The sequence below is a fragment of the Streptomyces sp. BR1 genome, from assembly GCF_052373795.1.
GTDB lineage: Bacteria > Actinomycetota > Actinomycetes > Streptomycetales > Streptomycetaceae > Streptomyces.
On the sequence record NZ_CM126252.1, the window covers coordinates 658,962 to 680,648 of the forward strand.

A 21,687-nucleotide genomic window follows, 5' to 3' on the forward strand; every position below is an offset into this window, starting at 1 on the left:
GTCACCCCCTGAGCCCGAGCAGCCCGGCGAGATCCACCGGACTCCGCGACGGGATGGAGGGCGCGCCCAGCACCGGTGCCACGCCGACACCCGTCGAGGAGCCCGGCACGGCGGGCACCGGAATCGACCCCCTGGGCGCATTGCCCGACCCGCGCACGTTCTGGCCACTGCCCGGCGGCGCCGCACACCGAGCCGCCGAGTTCAGCGCCGAACCCCCAGACGTATCAAGGCCGTTGCGATATACCGTGCCTTCGTATCCAGCCGTACACGGCAATGGTTTGAAGAAGGTGGTGACCATGCCGAAGGCGGCACCACCCGGACCGACCGCCGTGGAACCCGCCGCCGCCACCCGGGGCAGCCGCACCATCAGCTCCTCCAAGCCGTGCTGCCGGGTGACCAGGAGCTCCGAGGTCGTAGTCAGATTGGCGAGGAGCACGCTCAGACCGGGGTCGGTGTCCCGCAGCAGCGAAGTGAACTCATCAGCGGCCTCCGGGGTTCGCTCGATGACCCGGCGTAGATCCGAGTCGGAGTCCTTGAGCTGTCGGGCGATCTTCCGCGCCCCCGTGGCGAAGGACGTGAGCGCCTTGGTGCTGTCGGCCTGCGTCCGGAGCACGGTCTCGCCGTCTACGAGCAGCTGGGTGGTGGCGGGGAGCGCCTGGTCGGCGGCGTTGATGAACTGGCTGCCCGTGTCGAGGAGCACCTGGAGGTTGGAGCCCTGGTTGGCGAAGGCCCGGCCGAGTTCGTCGACCGCCGTGCGCAGCTCGTCGGTGGGCACCGAGGCCGCCAAGTCGTTGATCCCGGTGAGGAGTCGGGTGATCGGAGCGGGTGTGCTGGTCCGCGTGCGGGGCACGATCGAGCCGTCGCCGAGGAACGGGCCCTTGTCGGTGCGCGGCGCCAGGTCGATGTACTGCTCGCCGACCGCGGAAAGCCCGGCCACCTTCGCCTCCAGATCGGCGGGGATCGGCGCGGTGCCCTTCTTGATGGCGAGCCGCGCCTCCACCCCGTCCTCGGTGAGCCCGATGCTCCGCACCCGGCCCACGTCCACACCCCGGTAGGTGACCCCGGAGCCGGTGAACAGCCCGCCGGTCTCGGCGAGTTCGACGCGTACGGTGTATGAGCCCGGCGCGCCGACAAACCGTCCCAGGTCCGCGTACTTCACACCGATATAGCCGAGCACCAGCGCCCCTAGCAGCAGGAAGGCGAGGTTCTTGAGGTGGGTGCCGAGGGTGATCACCGGGCGCCGCCTTCCTGCGGGACGGACGGCAGCGGCAGCGCGCCGCCCGCAGGCCGGACCATGGTTCCCGGCGCGGCCGCGACCTTCAGATAAACGTTGAGGTAGTCCCCCTTGACGCCCGTCAGCACCTCGTCCGTGAACGGGTACGTCATCAGCACCTGGAGCGAGGCGGGCAGGTTGCGTCCCGCGTCGGCCAGGCCCTTGAGGGTGGGCGCGAGTGCGCGCAGGTCGGCGACGATGTCGTCCTTGGTGCGGTCGACCGTGTCGACGGCCACGGACGACAGCGCGTCCAGGGACTTCAGCATGGTGACAAGCGAACCCCGCTGCTCCCGGAGCACCTTGAGCCCCGGGCCGAGCCCGTCCAGGACCGTGCCGACCTGGGCGTCCCGGGCGGCCACGGTGGATGACAGCTTGTTCAGCCCGTCCAGCGCGTCCGTGATGTCGCTCTTGTGGGCGTCGAGGTTCTTGGTGAACGTGCCGATCTGGTTGAGCACCGACCGGGCCGCGGGCTCCCGGCCGCCCAGCGCTCGGTTCAACTCCTTCGTGATCGTGTTGATCTGCTGGACCCCACCGCCGTTGAGGAGCATCGACAGGGCGCCGAAGACCTCCTCGACATCGGCGTTGCGGTTCGTACGGCTGACGGGGATCACCGCGCCGTCCCGCAGCGGATCCGCACGCCCCGCCCTCGAGGCCACCAACTGCACGTATTTCTCGCCGAGCAGACTGGACTGCTCCACATTGGCGTAGGCGTCGGCCGGCAGCCGTACCTTGCCGTTGACCTTCATCGTGACCCGGGCCAGCCAGTCGTCCCTGCTCACCTCGATCTTCTCGACCCGGCCGACGGGCACATCGTTGACCTTGACCGCCGACTGCGGGAACAGACTCGTGACGTCCTTGAAGACGGCGGTCACCCGGTACGGATGGCTGCCGAGGTCGGCGCCGCCGGGCAGCGGCAGGTCCTCGATGCCGTGGAACGACGGCACCCCGCAGCCGCCGGGCAGCAGCGCCAGACCGGTGACGACCAGCGCGGCACTCAGCGCCATCCCGCCCCGCGCGACCCCGCGCCTCATCGCCCGCCTCCGGGCTGCCGCTGGAACGTCTCGGCGGCGGGCAGCGGCAGCACCGCGATCTCGTTGAGGTCGGCGCGGCCGTCGATGGTGCGGGTCGCCGGGTTGTACGCGTTCTCCAGGTTGGCCGCGGCAAGCGGCAGGGTGTCCAACGCCTCGCCCAGGGAGGCCCGTTGGTCGACGAGCGACTGGGTGAGGACGGCCAACCGGTCGACGTCCTTCTTCAGCGCTCCCCGGTTGTCCCGGATGAACGTCTTGACCTGGCCCAGGGCTGTTCCGAGCTGCCGCAGTGCTGCGGCGAGATCGTCCTTCTCCCCCGCGAGGAAGGTGGTCACATCGGCGAGCTGCTGCTCGGTGGCGCGTACGGTCCCGTCGCTGTCCTTCAACACCGTGACGAACGACTGGAGTTGACGCACCGTACGGACGAGGTCGGCGCTCGATCCGCCGAGGACCTTCGAGGCCCCGCCGAGCTGCTGGATCGTACGGCCGATGTCGTCGCCGTTGCCCCGCAGATTCTTCGCGCCGGTGTCGATGAGGTCCGAGAGCGCGCCCTTCCTGTTGGCGCCCTGGGGGCCGAGGGCGGTGACGAGGTCGCCGACGCTCTTGGCGAGCTCGTCCACCTCCATCGGCGTCGCGGTCCGCTCCTCGGGGATCACATCGCCGTCCCGCAGGGTCGGACCACTGCCGCTGTAGGCGGGGCTGAGCTGCACGAACCGGCCAGAGACGACGCTCGGCGCGATGACGACGGCCCGCACGAGCTGCGGCACCCGCACACTTTTGCGCACACTGAGCGCGACCCGCACCCGCCGCCCCTCCGGGTGGATATGGGCAACGCTGCCGACCCGTACGCCCAACACCCGTAGATCCGACCCTTCGTGCACACCCACCGTGCGGTCGAAGTACGCGGTGATACGCATCGCGCCGCTGTCGCCCAGCGCCCGTACGGTGACAACCGACGCGGCGGCCGTGACGACCAGCGCGAAGGCGATACCGAGGGCGAGGAACTTCCGCGCCCGGAGCCTGTCCAGCAGGGTTCGCATCAACTACCGCCTCCCTTCCCGGACTTCGGCGGCATGCAACCGTTCGGCGGTGTGCCTCCCGGGGGCACATACGTCTTCGGGACGAGGCCGCAGAGGTAGCTGTCCATCCAGTGGCCGTTGCCGAGGGTGTTGCCGACCAAGCGGTAGTACGGGCCCGCCTGCGCCAGGATCCGGTCGAGGCCCGCCTTGTTCTTGGTCAGGATCTCGGTGACGTGGTCGAGGGCGGTGAGCGCGGGACCGATCCGGGCGCGGTTGTCGGCGACGACCCCGCTGAGCTGGGTGCTCAGGTCGCGGGCGCCGGTGAGCAGGCCGTGGATGGCGTCGCGCCGGTGGCCGACCTCCGTCAGCAGCAGACCGCCGTTCTCCAGGAGGCTGCGCAGCCGGTCCTTCTTGGCGTCCAGCGTCCCTGTGACCTGGTCGGTTCCCTTGAGCAGCCGCGTGATCTGCTCGTCGCGGCTCGCGATGGCCAGCGACAGATCGGCGAGCCCGGTGACGGCCTTGTGCACACCCGGCCCGGTGCCCCCGAAGGTGGCCGAGATGGTCTCGAAGCTCTTCGCGATGGCTTTGGTGTCGAGCTCGCCGACGGTCTCGCCGAGTCCGTTGAGCGCGTCGAGTACGTCGTACGGCGAGGTCGTGCGGGTGATCGGGATGCGCCGGGCGGGGTCCTGGGCGGCGGTGCCGCGCGGGTCGACCGCGAGGTACTTCGAGCCGAGGAGGGTCTTGATGGCGATGCCGACCGTACTGGCGTCGCCGATCCAGGCGTCCTTCACGGTGAACCTCACCGCCACCTTCGGCCCGTCGAGCCGGACCTTGTCGACCTCGCCGACCTTCACCCCCGCCACGCGCACGTCGTCGCCGGGGTGGAGTCCGGCGGACTCCTTGAAGTCGGCGGTGTAGTGGGTGCCGCCGCCGATCAGGGGCAGGGACTTGACGTTGTAGACCAGCAGCCCGAGCAGGGTCATGGTGAGCAGTCCGACGACGGCGATGGCGACGGGGTGCCGCTCGTGCAGCGGTCTGCGGGGCTTTCGTGATCGCCATAGAAGGGTCATCGTCGGCACCTCTGGTCCTTGAGGGCGAGGCCCGTGGGGGCCGGGCTGCCGTCGTCCGTGGTGACCCCGGTGACCTTGGCCTCACAGAGGTAGAGGTTCAGCCAGGAGCCGTACGAGGCGATGCGGGTGAGGGCCCGCATCTTGGCCGGGGTGCGCTGGAGGAACTGTTCGAGGAGCGTGCCGTTGTCGGCGAGGTTGGCGGAGACGCGGCTCAGCTGGTCGATGCCGCTCTTCAGCGGCGCCCGGCCGCCGTCGAGCAGCCCGGCCGTGCTGGTGGTCAGCGACGACAGGGCACTGATCGCCTGCCCGATGGGTTTGCGGTCCGCCGAAAGCCCGGCCACCAGGTCGTCGAGGGTGTCGACGAGCGAAGTGACGTGTGCCTCACGGGTGTTGACCGTACGCAGCACGGTGTTGAGGTTGTCGACGACCGACCCAATCACCGCGTCCTTGGCCGCGAGTGTGCTGGTGACCGAGCCGATGGTGGCGACCAGGCTCTCCACCGTAGGGCCCTCGCCCTGGAGCACCTGGACGACCGAGCCGGCCAGTTTGTTGGTGTCGGCCGGGGAGAGTCCCTGGAACAGCGGTTGGAAGCCGTTGAACAGCTGGGTGAGGTCGAGGGCGGGCGAGGTGCGGCGCAGCGGGATCGTCGCGCCGGGCCGCAGCGGCGCCTGCCCGGCCGGGCCCGTGCCGCGCTCAAGGGCGAGATAGCGCTGGCCGACCATGTTGAGGTATTTGACGGACGCGATGCTGGTGGCGGGCAGCGCTCGACCTTTGTTCACGGAGAACTTCACCTGTGCGTACCGCCGTTGGACGATCTCGACCGACTCGACCTTACCGACCCGGACACCCGCGATCCGTACCGAGTCGCCCTTGACGAGTCCGGTGGCGTCGGTGAACCACGCCTCGTACGCGTCCTTGTCGCCCAGGCCCGTATTGCTGACACTGAGCGCGAGCACGGTGGTGGCGACCACGGTGACCAGGACGAAGATCGCCGACTTGACGATTGGCCCGGTCAGGGAGGCGCGGCTCATCGCAGTCTCACCTCCGTGCCCCGCAGCAGCGGCCCGGCGAGCACGCTCGACCAGTCCGGCAGGGTGCCCGGCGCCGCCTTACTCCCCGCCGCCAGCACCTCGTTCACCAGGGCGTTCTCCTGCGGCGAGTTGGCGACGCCAAGACCGCCGCCGACCGTCGTGAGCGGGGCGGCGGCCGTCGGGGCCCGGCCGGACGCGGGCGCGCCGCCGTACGGCACCGGGTAGCAGGCCGGGCCGCCGGTGGCGGTGTAGCTCGGGGTGTCGCGGCCGGGCCGGTAGGCGCCCCGGTCCTGGACCACCTGTACATCCACGTGCAGCCCGGGCTCGTCGGTGCCCTTGCCGAGCGCGCGGTCCATCGCGGGGACGAAGTCGGCGAGGGTTTGCAGGGTGCAGGGGAAGGCGGGGGCGTAGCGGCCGAAGATCTGGAGCGGGGGGCGGCTCGCGGCGGTGACCCGGATGAGGTTGGACCGGTTCTGCCGGATCCAGGGGGTCAGATTCTGCGCCGAGGTGGTCACCGACGCGTACGCGGCCGACAGTTTGCGCTGCTCGGCGGCGAGCGTGGCGCTGGTGGTGGTCGCGTCGTACAACGCGTCGACGATGTCCGGCGCCGCGTCCGCGTACCCACCGCTCACCTTCACGAACGCCTCGACGTCCCGGTTGAGGACGGGCAGGTCGGGGTTGAACTTCCGTAAATACGCGTCCAGTTGCCCCATCGACGCGCCGATCCGGTCGCCGCGTCCGCGCAGCGCGTCCGATACGGCGGTGAGGGTCGCCGACAGCTTCTGCGGCTGGACGGCGGTGAGCAGCGGCAGCAGGTTGTCGAGGGCGTTCTCCAGCTCGACGGCGTTGTGGCTGCGGTCGCGCGGGATGACACTGCCCGCCGCGAGGGGGTGCGCCGAGGGCTGTGCGGGCGGGACGAGTGCCACGTACCGCTGGCCGAAGAGGGTGGTGGGGAGCAGTTGGGCCGTTACGTCCGAGGGCACCCGGCGCAACCGGTCGGGCTTGATGGCGAGGGTGAGCCGGGCGGTGTCGCCGTCCGTGTCGATCTTCGCGACCCGCCCTACGACCACGCCCCGCAGCTTCACCTCGGCGTCCGGGTGCATCTCGTTGCCGACCGAGCCGGTCTCCACGACCACCCGGGCGGTGTCCTCGAAGTCATGGCGGTAGACGGCGAGCGAGACCCACACAAGGGCGAGCGGAAGCAGCAGATAGAGCAGCCCGGCCAGTCTGCGGCGGCGGGCGAGCACCCGGTCCGCCGGGCGCGCCCGGACACTGCGGACTTCGGCCGTACGCTCCCGCACCGGCGCGCTCATCCCGCGACCTTCACCGTGGTCGTGGCGCCCCACAACGCCAGGCTGAGGAAGAAGTCGGTGACGCTGATCAGCACGATCGCGGTCCGCACCGACCGGCCCACGGCCACCCCGACGCCCGCCGGGCCGCCGCTCGCGCGGAAGCCGTAGTAGCAGTGCGCCATGATCACCAGAACGCTGAAGACCAGCACCTTGAGGAAGGACAGCAGTACGTCGGTCGGGGAGAGGAAGAGTGCGAAGTAGTGGTCGTAGGTGCCGGTGGACTGGTTGTTGAAGAGGATCGTCACCATCCGGGACGCCAGATACGACCCCAGCAGCCCGATCCCGTACAGCGGGACGATCGCCACGGCACCGGCGACGATCCGGGTGGAGACGAGGTACGGCATCGGGCGCACGCCCATGCTCTCCAGGGCGTCCACCTCTTCGTTGATGCGCATGGCGCCGAGTTGCGCGGTGAAGCCCGCGCCGACCGTGGTGGACAGCGACAGGGCGGCGACCAGCGGGGCGATCTCGCGGGTGTTGAAGTACGCGGAGACGAAGCCGGTGAAAGCGTCGGTGCCGATCTGGCTGAGCGCCGCGTACCCCTGGAGGCCGACGACCGTACCGGTGAAGACGGTGATGCCGATCATCACGCCGACCGTGCCGCCGATCACGCTCAACCCGCCGGTGCCGAAGGAGACTTCGGCGAGCAGTCGCTGGATCTCCTTGGGGTAGCGGCGGACCGCGCGCGGGATCGAGAGGAGGGCGCGCAGATAGAAGAGGAGCTCGTCGCCGGGGCGGTCGAGCCAGGCGAACAGGCGGCTCGGCTCGCGTTTGTCAGCGCCACCGGCGCGGCCGCCTCGGTCCAGGAGCGCCATGTCAGAGCCCCTTCGCCGGGACGAGCTGAAGGTAGAAGGCCGTCAGCACCATGTTGACGAAGAACAGGATCAGGAAGGTGAAGACCACCGACTGGTTCACCGCGTCGCCGACGCCCTTCGGGCCGCCCTTGGGGTTCAGACCCCGGTAGGCGGCGACGACACCGGCGATGAACCCGAAGACCACCGCCTTGAACTCGCCGATCAGCAGATCGGAGAGCTGGGCGAGCGAGGAGAAGCCGGCCAGATACGCGCCGGGGGTGCCGTGCTGCATGATCACGTTGAAGAAGTAGCCGCCGAGCGTGCCGACGACCGAGACCAGGCCGTTCAGGAGCAGCCCGACCGACATCACCGCCAGCACCCTCGGCACGACGAGCCGCTGCACCGGTGAGACGCCCATGACCTCCATGGCGTCCAGCTCCTCGCGGATCGTCCGCGAGCCGAGGTCCGCGCAGATCGCCGAGCCCGCGACCCCCGAGATCAGCAGGGACACGATCAGCGGGCTGGCCTGCTGGACCAGGACAAGGACGCTCGCGCCACCGGTGAACGACTGGGCACCGAACTGCTCGATGAGCGAGCCCACTTGAAGCGCGATGACCGCGCCGAACGGGATCGTGACCAGCATCGCGGGCAGGATCGTCACACTGGCGATGAACCAGAACTGCTCGATGAACTCCCGCACTTGGAACGGCCGCCGGAATGTCAGCCGCACCACGGTCCAGCCGAGCGCGAACAGCTTGCCCGTCTCGCGCAGCGGGTTGAGGATCCGCAGCGGGGGTCGGGGTGCGGGCGCGCCGGGCCCGCTGACCGACTCGGCCGGGGCGCTCACGCGGGTGCTCCGCCGTCGTACGTGGGCAGCGGCCGGGTCCGTACGAGCGTGTCGCCGTCGGGCACTCCGCTCAGGTCCGCCTCGACCGCCGCGCGGGCCGCCGGTGGCAGGGAGTCGAGCAGCCCGCGCACCCGGTCGCGGCGGCGCTGGACCGCGCGGCGGACCGGGAGGCCGGGGGTGGGCTGGAGTTGGGGGGCGACCGTGCGCCGGGTGGGCGGGCCCGCGACCAGGCCGTGTGAGGCCTCGCGGGCGATGGTCGCCCGGTCCTTCTCCTCGGACATCCCGATGGGACCTGCCCGATGTCCGCCCAGGAACTGCTCGACCACCGGCTCCTCGCTGGTCAGCAGCACCTCACGGGGTCCGAAGGCGACGAGGTCGCGGCAGAACAGCATCCCCATGTTGTCGGGGACGGTGGTGGCGATGTCGAGGTTGTGGGTGACGATCAGCATGGTGGCGTCGAGCTCGGTGTTGATGTCGATGAGCAGCTGCGAGAGGTAGGAGGTGCGGACCGGGTCGAGGCCGGAGTCCGGCTCGTCGCAGAGGATGATCTGGGGGTCGAGCACCAGCGCCCGGGCGAGCCCGGCCCGCTTGCGCATCCCGCCGGAGATCTCGCCGGGCAACTTCCGCTCCGCGCCCGCGAGTCCGACGGTGTCCATGCGCTCCATGACGATCCGGCGGATCTCCGACTCCTTCTTACGGGTGTGCTCGCGCAGCGGGAAGGCGATGTTGTCGAAGAGCGTCATCGAGCCGAACAGGGCGCCGTCCTGGAAGAGCAGCCCGAAGAGCTTGCGGGCCTCGTAGACGTCGCGTTCACGGCTGTTGGCCATGTCGACGCCGTCGACCAGCACCCGGCCCGCATCCGGGCGCAGCAGTCCCACGATCGCCTTGAGGAAGACCGTCTTGCCGGTGCCGGAAGGCCCGAGCATCACGCTGATCTCCCCGGCGGGCAGGGTGAGGGTGACGTCCTGCCAGATGGTCTGCCGTCCGAAGGTCTTGGTCAGCCCCTCGACGACCACGTCGATTCCCATGGCTCGGCGGCTCCTCAGCGCTTGGGGAGTTCGGGGACGGGCGGGGCGCTCCCGGCCCCCGCGAGCCGCCCCTGCTGGATCCGGACGGGGTTGCCCGGGCCCGACAGGGTGGCGGTGAACAGCGGCGACAGATCCTCGCCCCGGCTGCCGCAGCCGGCGAAGGGCGGGATGGCGATCTTCCCGTCGAGGACCCCGCCGGTGAGGAAGTCGTACGCACCGGCGAGAACCGTGTCGATCGGCTGCGAGGTCCGGCAGCGCGGCCCGACGTCCATCGGGACGCCGTTGACCCGCAGGTCGTACAGGCGCAGGTACTGGCGGTAGGCGATGGCGGTGGTGAACGTCTGGCCGCGCCGGACGTTGACGACGGTGACCGGCTCCGCCTCGAAGTGGACCTTCGCGCTGGTGGGTTGGAAGCCGAAGGCGAGGAAGGTGGCCTCGGCGTCGGGGAAGCCGAGGATGCCGACCGAGTCCGACTCGTCGTAGTCGGGGGCGCTCACCGTGCGCTTGCCGAGGTCGAGGTGGAGCAGCCCGGGGGTGCCGTGCGGATCGTTGATGACCATCGCGCTGCCGAGCTTGGCGACGGTGGCGTAACCGACGGCCACCACACAGAGCGAGGCGTCGAGCCGGCTCTCGGTCGCACCGGGCGGGGGCTGCGGCAACCGCGTCCGGTCGAGCTCACCGGGCGGGAGGTCTGCGGGGCAGACGGGGGCCTGGCTCAGCTTGCCCGGGCCGACTTGGATGGGGGGTCGGGGCGCCTTGGGTGCGTTGGTGTTCGGTGTCGGGGTGGCTGTGTGTACGTCCGGGGAACTGCCGGTCGCGGGCTCGGCCACGGGCCAGACGGCGAGACGCGGGCCGGGCGGGGTCTCCGGCGAGCAGCGCAGCTCGACCGGGCCGGGTGCCGGGGAGGGGTCGGCCGACGGGGTGGGAGTACCAGACGCGGGCGCGCCCGCTCCCCCAGAAGGCAGCAGCGTGAGCACCAACTCCCGTGCTGTAAGCGCTACTTCACCCGGCCCCGCAACCGTCACCATCGGCACCTCACCCCCGAAAACCGGCCGCATCCCGCCCGCGTCCAGCACAACGCGGGGTGCGACGAGCCCCGACCAGTCGGCCTCAGCAGCGCGGCCGTTCTGGGCGACCTCGACGGCGAGGCGGGCAGTACCGGAAAGCTCGGCGGTGCCTGCGGGCAGCAACGCCGTGACCACGTCAGGGGTGAGCTCGGGACGCACGGCGAACCCCTCGACCCGTAACGGCTGCCCCGGTCGACCGCCCTGCGGATACGCCGCGTCGAAGTCCATAACAACCCGACTTCGTGCGGTCCCTGACGTACAGTCATAAATGGCCTGAACGTCCGCCTTCCGGTCGCGCGCAATCGTCCCGGATGCCGGAACGAGGCCGAGGAGAAGCGCGAGCGTGCCCAGCGCGGCGGACATGGCCGCGCGGCGCCGGTCGAATGCACCACTCATGGCACTTCTCCCCTGATTCGCCCCTGGTTCACCCCGGAATAGCGGTTACGCCGCCTCGAACGAGCCGTGTCGCCGTGACGTTACGTACGGGTAACCCTCGGTCGCAATACCGGTTCCGCGCGAATCTTCGATCTCCTCGCCCCGCGCCCGGTATTTGTCACCGGCGCCACAATTCCGGGCGCTCGCTTTATCAACCGCGGCACACATCCCGAGCACGCAAATGGGCGGGGCCCCGCGATCCGGGGGGACGGATCGCGGGGCCCCGCCTGGGGCCGCTTCCTGGGGCAGGGGCCGCGGCCCCCGGAACGGACGTCGATCGCTCGCCGAGAGGGGTGGCGAGGGCGTCGGCCCGTGGCAGCGCCGACGCTATGCGCGGGTAATGCGACCGTGCAATAGCCGAGGGTCGAATCCGGCCGTAGTGCCATGCGTACGGGCGTTATGCCGCAGGCACGAACAACACCGCCGGAATTTCGTACACGAGTCAACGGCCTTGCCTTTGTGGGCGGCCGGAACACACACCCGATGCCCTCCACACATTTCCCCGTCCGCACGGGTGCCTTCGGGCCCGGGCTGGTCTATGTTGCAGATGTTGTGAGTTGACTGTGTGCTGACGGCGGCCCGGGACCGGGGCCTGCGGGGCGTCACCCACTTGCGCCGACCGCCGACCGTCGAGCCGAACGTCGCGGCCAGCGAAAGGGACCCGCATGCCGAACGCCCTCCACACCTCGGCCTCCGGCGAGCAGCTGGGACCGATCCCCCGGGAGCTCGCCACCATCATGCGGCCCGAACTCCCGTCGCTGCTCGACGAGATCAAGGCGGAGGTGCTGCGCGCGTACCCGGAGTACGCGGACGTCATCGCGGGACCGCACGGCCGGTTCATCCACTCGGCGATCGAGCAGAGTCTGACCATCTTCGTCGACCAGGTGGTACGGCCGTCGGCGCCTTCACCGCTGCGGGACGAGATGATCCGCACCTTCGGCCGGTACGCCGCAGCCGAGGGACGCAGCCTGGACACCCTGCGCGGCACCTTCCGGGTGGGCGCGCGCGTCGCGCTGCGCCACACCAAGAAGCTGGGCAAGCGCTACAAACTCTCCCCCGTCTTCATGCTGTCGTTCGCGGACACCCTCTTCGCGTACATGGACCAGCTGGAGGCGCTGGCCAGCGAGGGCTATCTGGAGGCCAGGGCGTCGGCCGGGGAGGGCCCCGACGAGTTACGAAGAAAGATCCTGCGGCTGATCGTGTCCGGGAACACGACGCCGCAGGCGACCCTCGTCGAGCTCGCCGGCCGGGCGGGCTGGCGGCTTCCCGAGGAGCTGTGCCTGGTCGCCCTGAGTGCGGGCGCCCGCCCGGCTCGCACCGCGCTGCACGGCGACATGCTGATGGATCTGGGCGACCCCCAGCCGTATCTGCTGGTGCCGGGTGCCATGGACACCGGCCGCCATCAGGCGCTGGCGCAGGCGCTCGCGGGGGCGCGGGCGGCGGTCGGTCCCACGGTGGCGCTCGCCGGTGCGGGCGACTCGCTGCGCTGGGCGCGCCAGACGCTCGGGCTCGCGCAGGCGGGGATCATCAAGGAGGCGCCGGTCATCCACTGCGCGGACCACCTGGTCACGCTGCTCCTGATGTCCGACCCGGCGCTCGTCGAACAGCTCGCGGTCCGTGAACTGGCGCCGCTCCAGGGCCAGACGGCGACCCGCCGCGCCCGGCTCACCGAGACGCTGCGGACCTGGCTCGCCACCCGTGGCACCGCCGCGCAGATCGGCGAGGCGCTGCACATCCATCCGCAGACCGTCCGCTATCGCATGCGGAACCTGGACGCGGCGTTCGGCCGCCGTCTGAGCGACCCCGACCACCGGTTCGCCACCGAGATCGTGCTGCGCGCGATGCATCTGCGCGAGTCCGCCACGCCCCGGCCCGCCCCGGCTGCCCGGGCCACCCGCTCCCCCGCCCGGTCGCGCTGAGGAGCATCGAGCCGAACCATCGGCCGCCCGTCGTGCGTTGCGTGACTGCCGACCGGCGATTCTGGGAGGTTCCGACCAGGCGGAACATCTGCCGCCGCCACACCCCTCGCCCGTACAGTGCCCTGGGCCCGTCGAATGGCCCTCAAACGGGTGTTATCGGTGGGGCGGGAGGGGTCGGATGGGCCAGTCACGTGGCGGGCGTTGGGGCCGGTTCGCCGTTCATGTCCTGCGCGGCCAGGCGCAGGTCGACTTCATACCGAGCGCCGTGACCGGTGCCGTCTTCTCGGTCGGGCTGTTCGTCGCGGGCTGGCCGTACGGCCTGTACGGGCTGCTCGGCACCGCCGTCGGCACCGCCACCGCCCAGCTCCTCGGGGTGGAGCGGGGCAGGGTCGCCGCCGGGCTCGAAGGGTTCAACGCCTGCCTGGTCGCGGTCGGCTTCGCGGTCAGCCTCGGCGCGGGGCATCTGTCGACCGCGCTGCTCGCGGCCGGCGGCTGCGCGGTGGTCACGGTGGTCGCCGGGGGCACCGCCACGGTGCTGCGCACCTGGGGGCTGCCCACGCTGACCCTCCCCTTCTGTCTGACGGCCAGCGCCATGACGATCGCGGCGCCCGGCTTTCGCAAGGTGTGGCACCACGGCGGCGGCCCGGCCGCGCTCGCCCGGGCCGCCGAGGGACCGGTCGAGCTGGGCCTGCGCGATGTGGTGCACGGCTTCTTCGCGAACGTCGCCCAGATCTTCCTGATGCCCCAGTGGTACGTGGGGCTGATCTTCCTCGCCGGGATCTTCGCCGCCGACCGGCTCGCGGGCGCGATGGCGTGCGCGGGCAGCGCCGTCGGGATCCTCACCGCGTGGGTGCTCGGCGCCCCGGCCGAGCGGATCGCGGACGGCACGATGGGCTACAACGCCGTACTGGTCGCCATCGCGCTGTGCGGGGCGCTGCTCGCGGCCGACCGGTGGAGCCTGGGCTTCGCGGTGGTGGGGGCGGCGGCCGCGACCGTGCTCGGCCCGGCGCTGAGCGCGCTGTTCGCCCCGGCCGGGGGCCAGGCGTTCACCTGGCCGTTCGTCCTGACCACGCTGGTCTTCCTGGCCTCGGTCCCGGCCCTGCCGAGGCTGCGGCGCACGGGTACGCAGCCCTCGGAAGAGCCGGCGCGCACCGCCGCGTAACCCCGTATCACCGCCCCCGTACCCCTTCATCCGCACGGCCTACACGGCATGCGCCCCACCTGCGGCGGTGTGAGGGTGCAAGGGTGAGCACTGCCAGCGACACCGCACCACCGGCACCCGCCGCCGCGCCGCCCGTGCTGGACGTCCGCCAGCGGAACATCGTCTTCGGCACGATCATGCTCGGGATGCTGCTCGCCGCGCTCGACCAGACCATCGTCGGCACCGCCCTGCCGACCATCGTCTCCGACCTCGGCGGCGCGGCCCATATGTCCTGGGTGGTCACCTCGTATCTGCTCGCGGAGACGGTCGCGACCGCGCTCGTCGGCAAGTTCGGCGACCTCTTCGGCCGCAAGGTGGTCTTCCAGGTCTCGGCGGTCATCTTCATCACCGGCTCGTTCCTGTGCGGGCTCGCGACCAACATGTCCCTGCTCATCGCCTGGCGGGCGCTCCAGGGCATCGGCGCGGGCGGGCTCATGGTCACCGCGATGGCGCTGATCGCCGATGTGATCCCGCTGCGCGACCGGGGCAAGTACCAGGGTGCGATCGGCGCGGTGTTCGGGGTCTCGACGGTCATCGGGCCGCTGCTCGGCGGGCTGTTCACGGACCATCTGAGCTGGCGCTGGGCGTTCTACGTCAACGTGCCCATCGCCGTCCTCGTGGTGATCGCCGCCGCCCGCAACATCCCGGCGGTCCGCTCGGTGGCCAAGCCGGTGATCGACTACCTGGGCATCGGCCTGGTCGCGGCCGGTGCGAGCGCCCTGATCCTGGCCACGAGCTGGGGCGGCAACGAGTACGCCTGGTCCTCGCCCACCATCCTCGCGCTCTTCGTGTGCGGTGTGCTCGCGCTCGCCCTGTTCTGCTGGGCCGAGACCCGGGCCGTCGAACCGATGCTGCCGATGCGGCTGTTCCGCAACCCGGTCTTCACCGTCTGCTCGGTCCTCAGCTTCATCGTCGGCTTCGCGATGCTGGGCGCGATGACCTTCCTGCCGACGTATCTGCAGTACGTGGACGGCGACTCGGCCACCATCTCCGGCGTACGCACCCTGCCCATGGTCATCGGTCTGCTCATCGCCTCGATCTTCAGCGGCAACGTGGTCAGCAAGACCGGCCAGTACCGGATCTTCCCGATCGTCGGCGCCCTGGTGATGGGCGTCGGGCTGTATCTGCTGTCCCTGATGGGGCCGGGCAGCGGGGCCTGGCTGGAGTCGCTGTACATGCTGGTGCTCGGCCTCGGCATCGGGCTGTGCATGCAGGTCCTGACGATCGCCGTGCAGAACACCGTCGACTACGCGGACCTGGGCACCGCCACCTCCGGCGTCACCTTCTTCCGTACGCTCGGCAGCTCCTTCGGCACCGCGGTGTTCGGCACGATCTACGCCAACACCCTCAAACCGCAGCTCGCCGACGGGGTGACCGCCGCCGCGCGGGCCAGCGGCCTCGCCCCCGCCGAGCTCGCGAAGGCCGCGCAGTCGCCGGGCGGACTGCACAAGCTGCCCGCGGCCGCGTCCGGGCCGATCGTGGACGCGTACGCCGACTCGCTGCACACGGTGTTCCTGTGGACCGTGCCGGTGGCGGCCGTCGGGTTCGTGGTGGCGCTCTTCCTCAAACAGGTCGAGCTGCGCGACACCGCCCGGTCCGCCTCCACCGACATGGGCGAGGGCTTCGCGCAGCCGTCGACCGGCGACTCGCAGAAGCTCCTTGAACTGTCGGTCGGAAAGATCGTCCGCGGTGCGGGCATCGACACGGCCCGCCATGTCGTGACCCGCTCGGACTCCCGGCTCGACATGGCGGGCGCCTGGGCCGTGATGCAGGTGGAGCTGTTCACCAGGATGGTCGGCCACGCCAGCCTCGGGCTGATCGCGGCCCGCCGCCATGTGCCGCCGGAGGTCCTGGTGCCGGTCTTCCAGCGGATGGTCGACGAGGGCTTCCTGACCCGCGAGGACACCTATTTCATGCTCACCGAGGGCGGCCGGCGCGAGGTGGGCGCGATCGCCACCTCCTGGTCGGACTGGCTCAACGAGCAGCTGGAGAAGGACCGGGGGAGGCCGCGCAGCGCGGAGCTGCGGGCCGCCGCCGACGCCATCGCCAAACGGCTGCTCGCCGAGGACCTGGCCAACGGCCTGCCGCCGGCCGACCGCGAGAAGGCCGGCGCGGCGGTGCACTGACCAGGTCCCCTGGCTTTACAGCACGCTCAACTACCGTGCCCGTCGTGGCCGTTGTGCCCGTCATGGCCGCCGTGCCCGGCCATGTGGTCGAACTTCAGCGCCTGCGCCGGGGCCACCACATACGGCCGCATCATGCCCATGTCCTCGTGCTCCAGCAGATGGCAGTGGTACATGAACCGCCCGTACGCACCGTTGAACCTGCCCAGTACGCGCACCAGTTGACCGGGGTAGATCCGGAACACGTCCTTGAAACCGTGCTCGTTGGGCGCGAGCGGGATGACCCGGGTCGGGTCGAACGTCACCGGTGTGCGCGTGCCGCCGAGCTTCAGGTCGAAGCCGTCGACGTTGTACGCGTCCCGGCCCATCACCTGGAAGTCGGCGAGGTGGATGTGCATCGGGTGGACGGGGCCGCCGAGGTTGAGGAAGCTCCACTGCTCGAAGGCGCCCTCGGCGACGGTGAAGCCGAGCGCGTCGTTCATGGTGCGGGAGATCCGGCGGTACGTCTTCACCGTGCCGTCGGCGCCCTTCAGCTGGATGACGCCGTCGGTGGGCAACTCGACCTGCCCGTCGGTGACTTCGGCCATCTCCCAGATCTCCGGGTGACCGCCGCCCCCGACCGTGCCCGGCGTGGTCAGCACGATGAGGCGGTGCCCGTGCTGGATCTGCCCGTGCTCGTAGGGCCGGAAGGAGCCGGAGAGCACCCGGGGCAGGACGAAGTCGTCGGGCTCGGCGCACTCGCGCACCCGGAACTCCATCACCTGCGGGTAGCGGACGTTGTTGACCGGGTCGGGCACCCCGGCCGCCTGGCCCGCGCCCTTGTTGACCAGGCGCAGGCTGCGGCCCGCGAGCGCGCGCAGGTCGAGCAGCAGGTCCATGCGCTCGGCGGGCGCCACGGTGAGCGTGGGCAGCGCCGCGTCGAAGTCGAGGGGCACCGGGGCGGGCAGCAGACCCCCGTCGCTGCCGATCTGGTGGAGCACGCCCGGCACCGGGGTGTCGTCCTCGTCGAGGAGGACCAAGTCGTAGATGCGCGCGTTGGAGGCGTTGACCAGCCGGAAGCGGTACCAGGCGGCCTCGGCGTCGAGATACGGCCAGATGACTCCGTTGACCGTGGTGAACGGGCCGGTGAACGGGAGCGTCACCGGCATGCCGCTCTCCGCGTTCTTCGGGTCGAGGACGACCGTCTTGTGCAGCAGCCGCCCGTTGAGCTGCCCGTCGTCGTCGGTGTCGATGTTCCGGTCGGCGAGGATCAGCGGCATCTCCCGCTCCCCGCCGGGCAGTCGCAGCGCGTCCTCCTCGTCGTCGCGCAGCAGATACGTGCCGACGAGCCCGGAGTACACATTGAACCGGGTGATGTTCATGGCGTGGTCGTGGTACCACCACTGCACGGCCCGGTGGTCGTTCGGGTACTCGGACAGCTGCGCGTCGCCGTGGCCCACGGCGTTGTCGGCCCAGCCGTCGTTGCCGCCGCCGGTGCGGGCGCCGTGCAGATGCGTCACCACCCAGGCGGGCAGCGCGGCCACGTCCGGGTTGGGCACGGTGCCCTCGCGGCCGGGCTCGGTGCTGGCGGGCGGTGTGCCCGGCGGGCGGACCGGCACCTCGACGGAGGTGACCGGATACTCGCTGCCCTCCGGCACACGGTTGGTCCAGGCGAGCCGGATCCGCTGCCCGCGCCGCACCTCGATGGTGGGCCCGGGCACGGTGCCGTCGTAACCCCACATCAGGGTGGGCGGCAGTTGGCTGTGCAGCCGCACCCAGGTGGGGCGGATGGCGATCTCGGTCTCCCGCAGCACGTCGGCCGACGCGGGCCGCAGCACCTTGGGAACCGGCAACGGGTCGATGTACGGGACGAGTTCGTCCCCTGCGGTGTTCTCGTTCACCTCGGACATACTTCCCCCTGATCCCGGCCGTCACGGCCGCGCTCGCGGGAAAAGACGCCATCTGGACCTACAGGGTTCAGCCCGTGACATATGAGGTCGAGTACGCGCGATGCAGGACTCAGTCCGTGAACACCGCGTCCAGATATACCCACGCACCCTCGTACCGTACGAAGCGGCTCTGCTCATGGAGCGAGTCCGTGGCGCCGTCGTAGGTGTAGTGGGCGCGGAAGGTGACCGTGCCGGTGGTGTGGAAGGCGCTGCCGTCCGTGGTGTCCAGGATCTCCAGGCGGGTCCAGCGCATCGCCGGGTCGAGGTCGAGGCTCTCGGGGCGGTTGTCGGGGTGCCAGGTGCGCAGCAGATACGGCTCGTCGCCGACCGCGAACGCGCTGAAGCGGGAGCGCATCAGTGCCTCGGCGGTGGGCGCGGCGGCCTGCCCGGAGTGGTAGCGCCCGCAGCACTCGGCGTAGGGCGCGGGCAGCCCGCAGGGGCAGTCCTTGGGAGCGGTGGGACGGGCGGGGCGGGAAGTGCGTCGAGCCATGCCCCTATCTGACCACATGGGAAACCGTGTGAATCGGCCGACCGCACTCGAACACCGGGCCCGAATACGTCTTCCGGCTTGACCGCCGCGACCGTATGCTCCTGCGCCGACATCACTGTTACCACCGGTAATAGGGGGCACCATGGAGCGAACGGGCAGTACGAGGCGCACGTTTGTCGCGGGGACGGCGGTGGCGGGCGCGGCGACCGCCCTGGGGATCGAGGCGGCGGTGCCCGCCGTGGCCGCCGGGCGTTCGGCAGCGGCACCACAGGCCGGACAGTCGGTCGTTGTGCTCGGCGGCGGGGTGGCCGGGCTCACCGCCGCCCACGAGCTCGCCGAACGCGGCTTCAGCGTCACGCTCTACGAGCGGCGGGCGCTCGGCGGCAAGGCGCGCAGCATGGACGTGCCGGACAGCGCCCGCGCCGGCCGCGCCCCGCTCCCCGCCGAGCACGGCTTCCGCTTCATCCCCGGGATCTACCACAACCTGCCGGACACCCTGCGGCGCATCCCCTTCCCGGGCAACGCCAACGGCGTCTGGGACAACCTGGTCGCGCCCAAGGAGATGATGTTCGCGCGCACCGGCTACGAGGACCTGCGCCTGCCGCTGCCCTGGTCGGGCACGCCGCAGCAGCTCACCCTGGACGCGCTGCGGCGCGCGCTCACCGGAATGCTCGGCACCTTCCAGCGGCTGCCCGCGCGCGAGGTCGCGTACTTCGCCGACCGCCTGGTCACCTTCCTCACCAGCTGCGACGAGCGTCGCAACGACCAGTGGGAGGCGACGCCGTGGTGGACGTTCACCCGGGCCGGGCAGATGAGTTACGAGTACCAGCGCATCCTCGCGGTCGGCGTCACCCGCAACATCGTGGCGACCAAGGCGGAGGAGGCGAGCACCCGCACGGTGGGCTCGCTGCTTGAGGCGTTCGTCTTCAACGCGCTCGGCCGGGGCGCCGACGGCCCCCTCGACCGGATCCTCAACGCCCCCACCAACGAGGCGTGGATCGACCCGTGGGTGGCCCAACTCCGTTCGCTGGGCGTCGAGTTCAAGATGGGCTGGACACTGCGGGACTTCGCGTACGACGGTTCCAAGGTGACGGCGGCGGTGGTCGAGGACCCCGACGGTGTGCGGCGCCCGGTCGCGGCCGACCACTTCGTCTGCGCGCTGCCCGTCGAGCACGCCCGGCTCACCTGGAACTCCGCCCTGCGCGCCGCCGACCCGCAGCTGGCCCGCTGCGACAAGCTGCGCACGGACTGGATGACGGGCATCCAGTTCTATCTCACCGAACGCCCGGACGTCGTCCACGGCCACTTCGACTGCATCGACTCCCCCTGGTCGCTGACCGCGATCGCCCAGGCCGAGCACTGGCCGCACCACGACTTCCCGGCCGACTACGGCGACGGGGCGGCGGTCGACTGCCTCTCGGTGGACATCTCCGAGTGGGACAAGCCCGGGATGCTGTACGGGAAGACGGCCAAGCAGTGCACCCGCGAGGAGGTCGCGCGCGAGGTGTGGGCGCAGCTGAAGGCGGCCGTCAACGACACCGGGAAGCAGGTGCTCAGCGACGGCAAGCTGCACTCGTGGTTCCTGGACCCCGGCGTCTCCGGAATAGGCACCCCGGAGCCGAAGAACGAGGACGAGCTCCTGATCCACCCGGTGGGCACCTTCCACAACCGCCCCTCGGCGGCCACGAAGATCCCCAACTTCTTCCTGGCCGGCGACTATGTGGCCGTCCCCATCGACCTGGCGACGATGGAGGGCGCCAACACCTCGGGCCGCCTGGCCGCCAACGCCCTTCTGGACCGTACGGGTTCGACCGCGCCGCGCTGCACGGTCACCCCGCTCTACAGCGCGCCGGAGCTGGATCTACTCAAGCGCGACGACCGGTTCCGCTACCGCCTGGGCCTACCCAACGTGTTCGACGTGGGGTGACAGCCGTACGCAGAATCGTTACTCCTAAGAGAGGGGACAGGGAAGGGATCACGTCAGCAGAAAGTCGGCCTTGCCCGACTTGGCGCCCAGGATGAACGCGGCGATCTCGTTGCTGGTGTAGATCAGAGCGGGGCCCTCCGGGTCGGCCGACTGGCGCACCGCGACCCGGCCGTCGGCCAGCTTCATGGCCTCGACGCAGTTGCCGCCGTTGCCGCCGCTCCACGGCTTGTGCCAGCCCTCGGTCCCGAGATCGCGGGCCGGCATGCCGTTGTAGATGTGATCCATTCACAGCTCCTCGCGGAGATCCGCCAGGATCTCCTTCGTGCGTTGTGCAGTCGCGGCCTGGGCCGCCATGCGATCCATGACTTCGAGGTGGGTCGCCACCTCGGGGCGCGCGTCGAGATAGACGGCACCCGTCAGGTACTCGCTGTAGACCATGTCCGGGAGCTCCGGCACGGCGAATCTGAACAGGACGAACGGGCCGTACGTCCCCGGGTGGTGCCCCGTCGCGAACTCCGCCATCTGGAGCGTCACATGGGGCAGTTCGGCGGCTTCGAGGAGCCGGTCGAGCTGCCCGCGCCGCACGGCGCGGCTGCCGACCGGGCGGCGCACCACGGTCTCGTCCATGATCGCCCAGAAGCGCGGGGCGTCCGGCCGGGTGAGCAGCGACTGGCGCTCCATGCGCAGCGCCACATGCCGGTCTATGTCGGCGGGTTTGGTCGCCCCGAGCGCGCCGCTGATCATCACGGAACGCGCGTAGTCCTCGGTCTGGAGCAGCCCCGGGACGAAGTGCGGCTCGTACGTCCGGATGAGCGACGCCGCTCCCTCCAGGCTCACGTACATGCTGAACCAGTCGGGCAGGATGTCGTGGAAGCGCTGCCACCACCCCGGCTTGTTGGCCTCCTCGGTGAGCTCGATGAACCCGTCGGTCTCCTGGTCGCCGATGCCGTACGCCTTCAGCAGCATCTGTACGTACGGGATCTTCAGCGCGACCTCGGCCGTCTCCATCCGGCGGATCGTGGCGGGGGCGACGCGCAGTATCCTCGCCGCCTCCTCGCGCTTGAGACCGGCCCGCTCACGCAGGTCCTGCAGGCGTCTGCCCAGCACGACCTGCCCCACGGTCGGGGCGGACCGGGGTTCACTCACGTCTTCCTC

At 70.6% G+C, this 21,687-nt stretch carries 18 protein-coding genes; 4 read left to right on the forward strand and 14 right to left on the reverse strand.

Annotated elements, in window-relative coordinates; all coding sequences use genetic code 11:
- Position 1: 1 nt before the first annotated feature.
- Genes ACT1U9_RS02990 through ACT1U9_RS03035 form a run of 10 tightly spaced genes read right to left on the reverse strand, consistent with a single transcriptional unit; the run spans position 2 to position 10,905 of the window.
- Entirely contained in the window at positions 2 to 1,234 is a 1,233-nt protein-coding gene (locus ACT1U9_RS02990) for an MCE family protein (RefSeq protein ID WP_444536792.1), read from the reverse strand.
- Positions 1,231 to 2,304: an MCE family protein gene (locus ACT1U9_RS02995; protein ID WP_444536793.1), complete on the reverse strand. Its 1,074-nt coding sequence runs from the start codon at positions 2,302 to 2,304 to the stop codon at positions 1,231 to 1,233. Before ACT1U9_RS02995 ends, ACT1U9_RS02990 begins: the two co-directional genes overlap by 4 nt.
- A complete protein-coding gene (locus ACT1U9_RS03000; RefSeq protein ID WP_444536794.1) occupies positions 2,301 to 3,341 on the reverse strand; it encodes an MCE family protein in 1,041 nt (346 codons plus the stop codon). Before ACT1U9_RS03000 ends, ACT1U9_RS02995 begins: the two co-directional genes overlap by 4 nt.
- Positions 3,341 to 4,390 (reverse strand): MCE family protein, encoded by a 1,050-nt coding sequence (locus tag ACT1U9_RS03005; RefSeq protein ID WP_444536795.1) that lies wholly within the window; start codon positions 4,388 to 4,390, stop codon positions 3,341 to 3,343. Before ACT1U9_RS03005 ends, ACT1U9_RS03000 begins: the two co-directional genes overlap by 1 nt.
- A complete protein-coding gene (locus ACT1U9_RS03010) occupies positions 4,387 to 5,421 on the reverse strand; it encodes an MCE family protein (protein WP_444536796.1) in 1,035 nt (344 codons plus the stop codon). Before ACT1U9_RS03010 ends, ACT1U9_RS03005 begins: the two co-directional genes overlap by 4 nt.
- Positions 5,418 to 6,734: an MCE family protein gene (locus ACT1U9_RS03015; RefSeq protein ID WP_444536797.1), complete on the reverse strand. Its 1,317-nt coding sequence runs from the start codon at positions 6,732 to 6,734 to the stop codon at positions 5,418 to 5,420. Before ACT1U9_RS03015 ends, ACT1U9_RS03010 begins: the two co-directional genes overlap by 4 nt.
- Positions 6,731 to 7,588: an MlaE family ABC transporter permease gene (locus ACT1U9_RS03020; protein ID WP_444536798.1), complete on the reverse strand. Its 858-nt coding sequence runs from the start codon at positions 7,586 to 7,588 to the stop codon at positions 6,731 to 6,733. Before ACT1U9_RS03020 ends, ACT1U9_RS03015 begins: the two co-directional genes overlap by 4 nt.
- A 1-nt stretch (position 7,589) precedes the next feature.
- Complete coding sequence (locus tag ACT1U9_RS03025; RefSeq protein WP_444536799.1) at positions 7,590 to 8,414, reverse strand: MlaE family ABC transporter permease; 825 nt, start codon at positions 8,412 to 8,414, stop codon at positions 7,590 to 7,592.
- Positions 8,411 to 9,442: an ABC transporter ATP-binding protein gene (locus ACT1U9_RS03030; protein ID WP_444536800.1), complete on the reverse strand. Its 1,032-nt coding sequence runs from the start codon at positions 9,440 to 9,442 to the stop codon at positions 8,411 to 8,413. The genes ACT1U9_RS03025 and ACT1U9_RS03030 overlap by 4 nt, the downstream gene beginning before the upstream one ends.
- A gap of 14 nt (positions 9,443 to 9,456) precedes the next feature.
- Positions 9,457 to 10,905, reverse strand: coding sequence for a DUF6801 domain-containing protein (locus ACT1U9_RS03035; RefSeq protein ID WP_444536801.1), 1,449 nt, complete (start codon positions 10,903 to 10,905; stop codon positions 9,457 to 9,459).
- Between the two features lie 704 nt (positions 10,906 to 11,609).
- On the opposite strand from ACT1U9_RS03035, the gene ACT1U9_RS03040 reads away from it, so the two are divergent.
- From ACT1U9_RS03040 to ACT1U9_RS03050, 3 genes are all read left to right on the forward strand, one after another.
- Entirely contained in the window at positions 11,610 to 12,863 is a 1,254-nt protein-coding gene (locus tag ACT1U9_RS03040) for a helix-turn-helix domain-containing protein (protein WP_444536802.1), read from the forward strand.
- A 178-nt stretch (positions 12,864 to 13,041) separates the two neighbouring features.
- Complete coding sequence (locus ACT1U9_RS03045; protein WP_444536803.1) at positions 13,042 to 14,025, forward strand: urea transporter; 984 nt, start codon at positions 13,042 to 13,044, stop codon at positions 14,023 to 14,025.
- 83 nt (positions 14,026 to 14,108) lie between these two features.
- A complete protein-coding gene (locus ACT1U9_RS03050) occupies positions 14,109 to 16,190 on the forward strand; it encodes an MDR family MFS transporter (RefSeq protein WP_444536804.1) in 2,082 nt (693 codons plus the stop codon).
- A 26-nt stretch (positions 16,191 to 16,216) separates the two neighbouring features.
- Here ACT1U9_RS03050 and phsA read toward each other — a convergent pair whose 3' ends face one another.
- Positions 16,217 to 18,076, reverse strand: coding sequence for an O-aminophenol oxidase PhsA (gene phsA, locus ACT1U9_RS03055; protein WP_444536805.1), 1,860 nt, complete (start codon positions 18,074 to 18,076; stop codon positions 16,217 to 16,219).
- A gap of 109 nt (positions 18,077 to 18,185) precedes the next feature.
- Positions 18,186 to 18,605 carry a YchJ family protein gene (locus ACT1U9_RS03060; RefSeq protein WP_444536806.1) on the reverse strand — a complete coding sequence of 140 codons (420 nt, stop codon included), beginning with the start codon at positions 18,603 to 18,605 and terminating at the stop codon, positions 18,186 to 18,188.
- Between the two features lie 142 nt (positions 18,606 to 18,747).
- Here ACT1U9_RS03060 and ACT1U9_RS03065 point away from each other — a divergent pair, with 142 nt between their 5' ends.
- The gene (locus tag ACT1U9_RS03065) at positions 18,748 to 20,532 is read left to right on the forward strand and encodes a hydroxysqualene dehydroxylase (RefSeq protein WP_444536807.1); all 1,785 of its coding nucleotides are present in this window, start codon (positions 18,748 to 18,750) and stop codon (positions 20,530 to 20,532) included.
- 48 nt (positions 20,533 to 20,580) lie between these two features.
- Here the strand turns inward: ACT1U9_RS03065 and ACT1U9_RS03070 are convergent, their stop codons facing one another.
- On the reverse strand, positions 20,581 to 20,817 hold the full coding sequence (locus tag ACT1U9_RS03070) for a DUF397 domain-containing protein (protein ID WP_188278551.1): 237 nt from the start codon (positions 20,815 to 20,817) through the stop codon (positions 20,581 to 20,583).
- Entirely contained in the window at positions 20,818 to 21,678 is an 861-nt protein-coding gene (locus ACT1U9_RS03075; RefSeq protein ID WP_444536808.1) for a helix-turn-helix domain-containing protein, read from the reverse strand. It lies immediately after the preceding gene.
- Positions 21,679 to 21,687 lie beyond the last annotated feature (9 nt).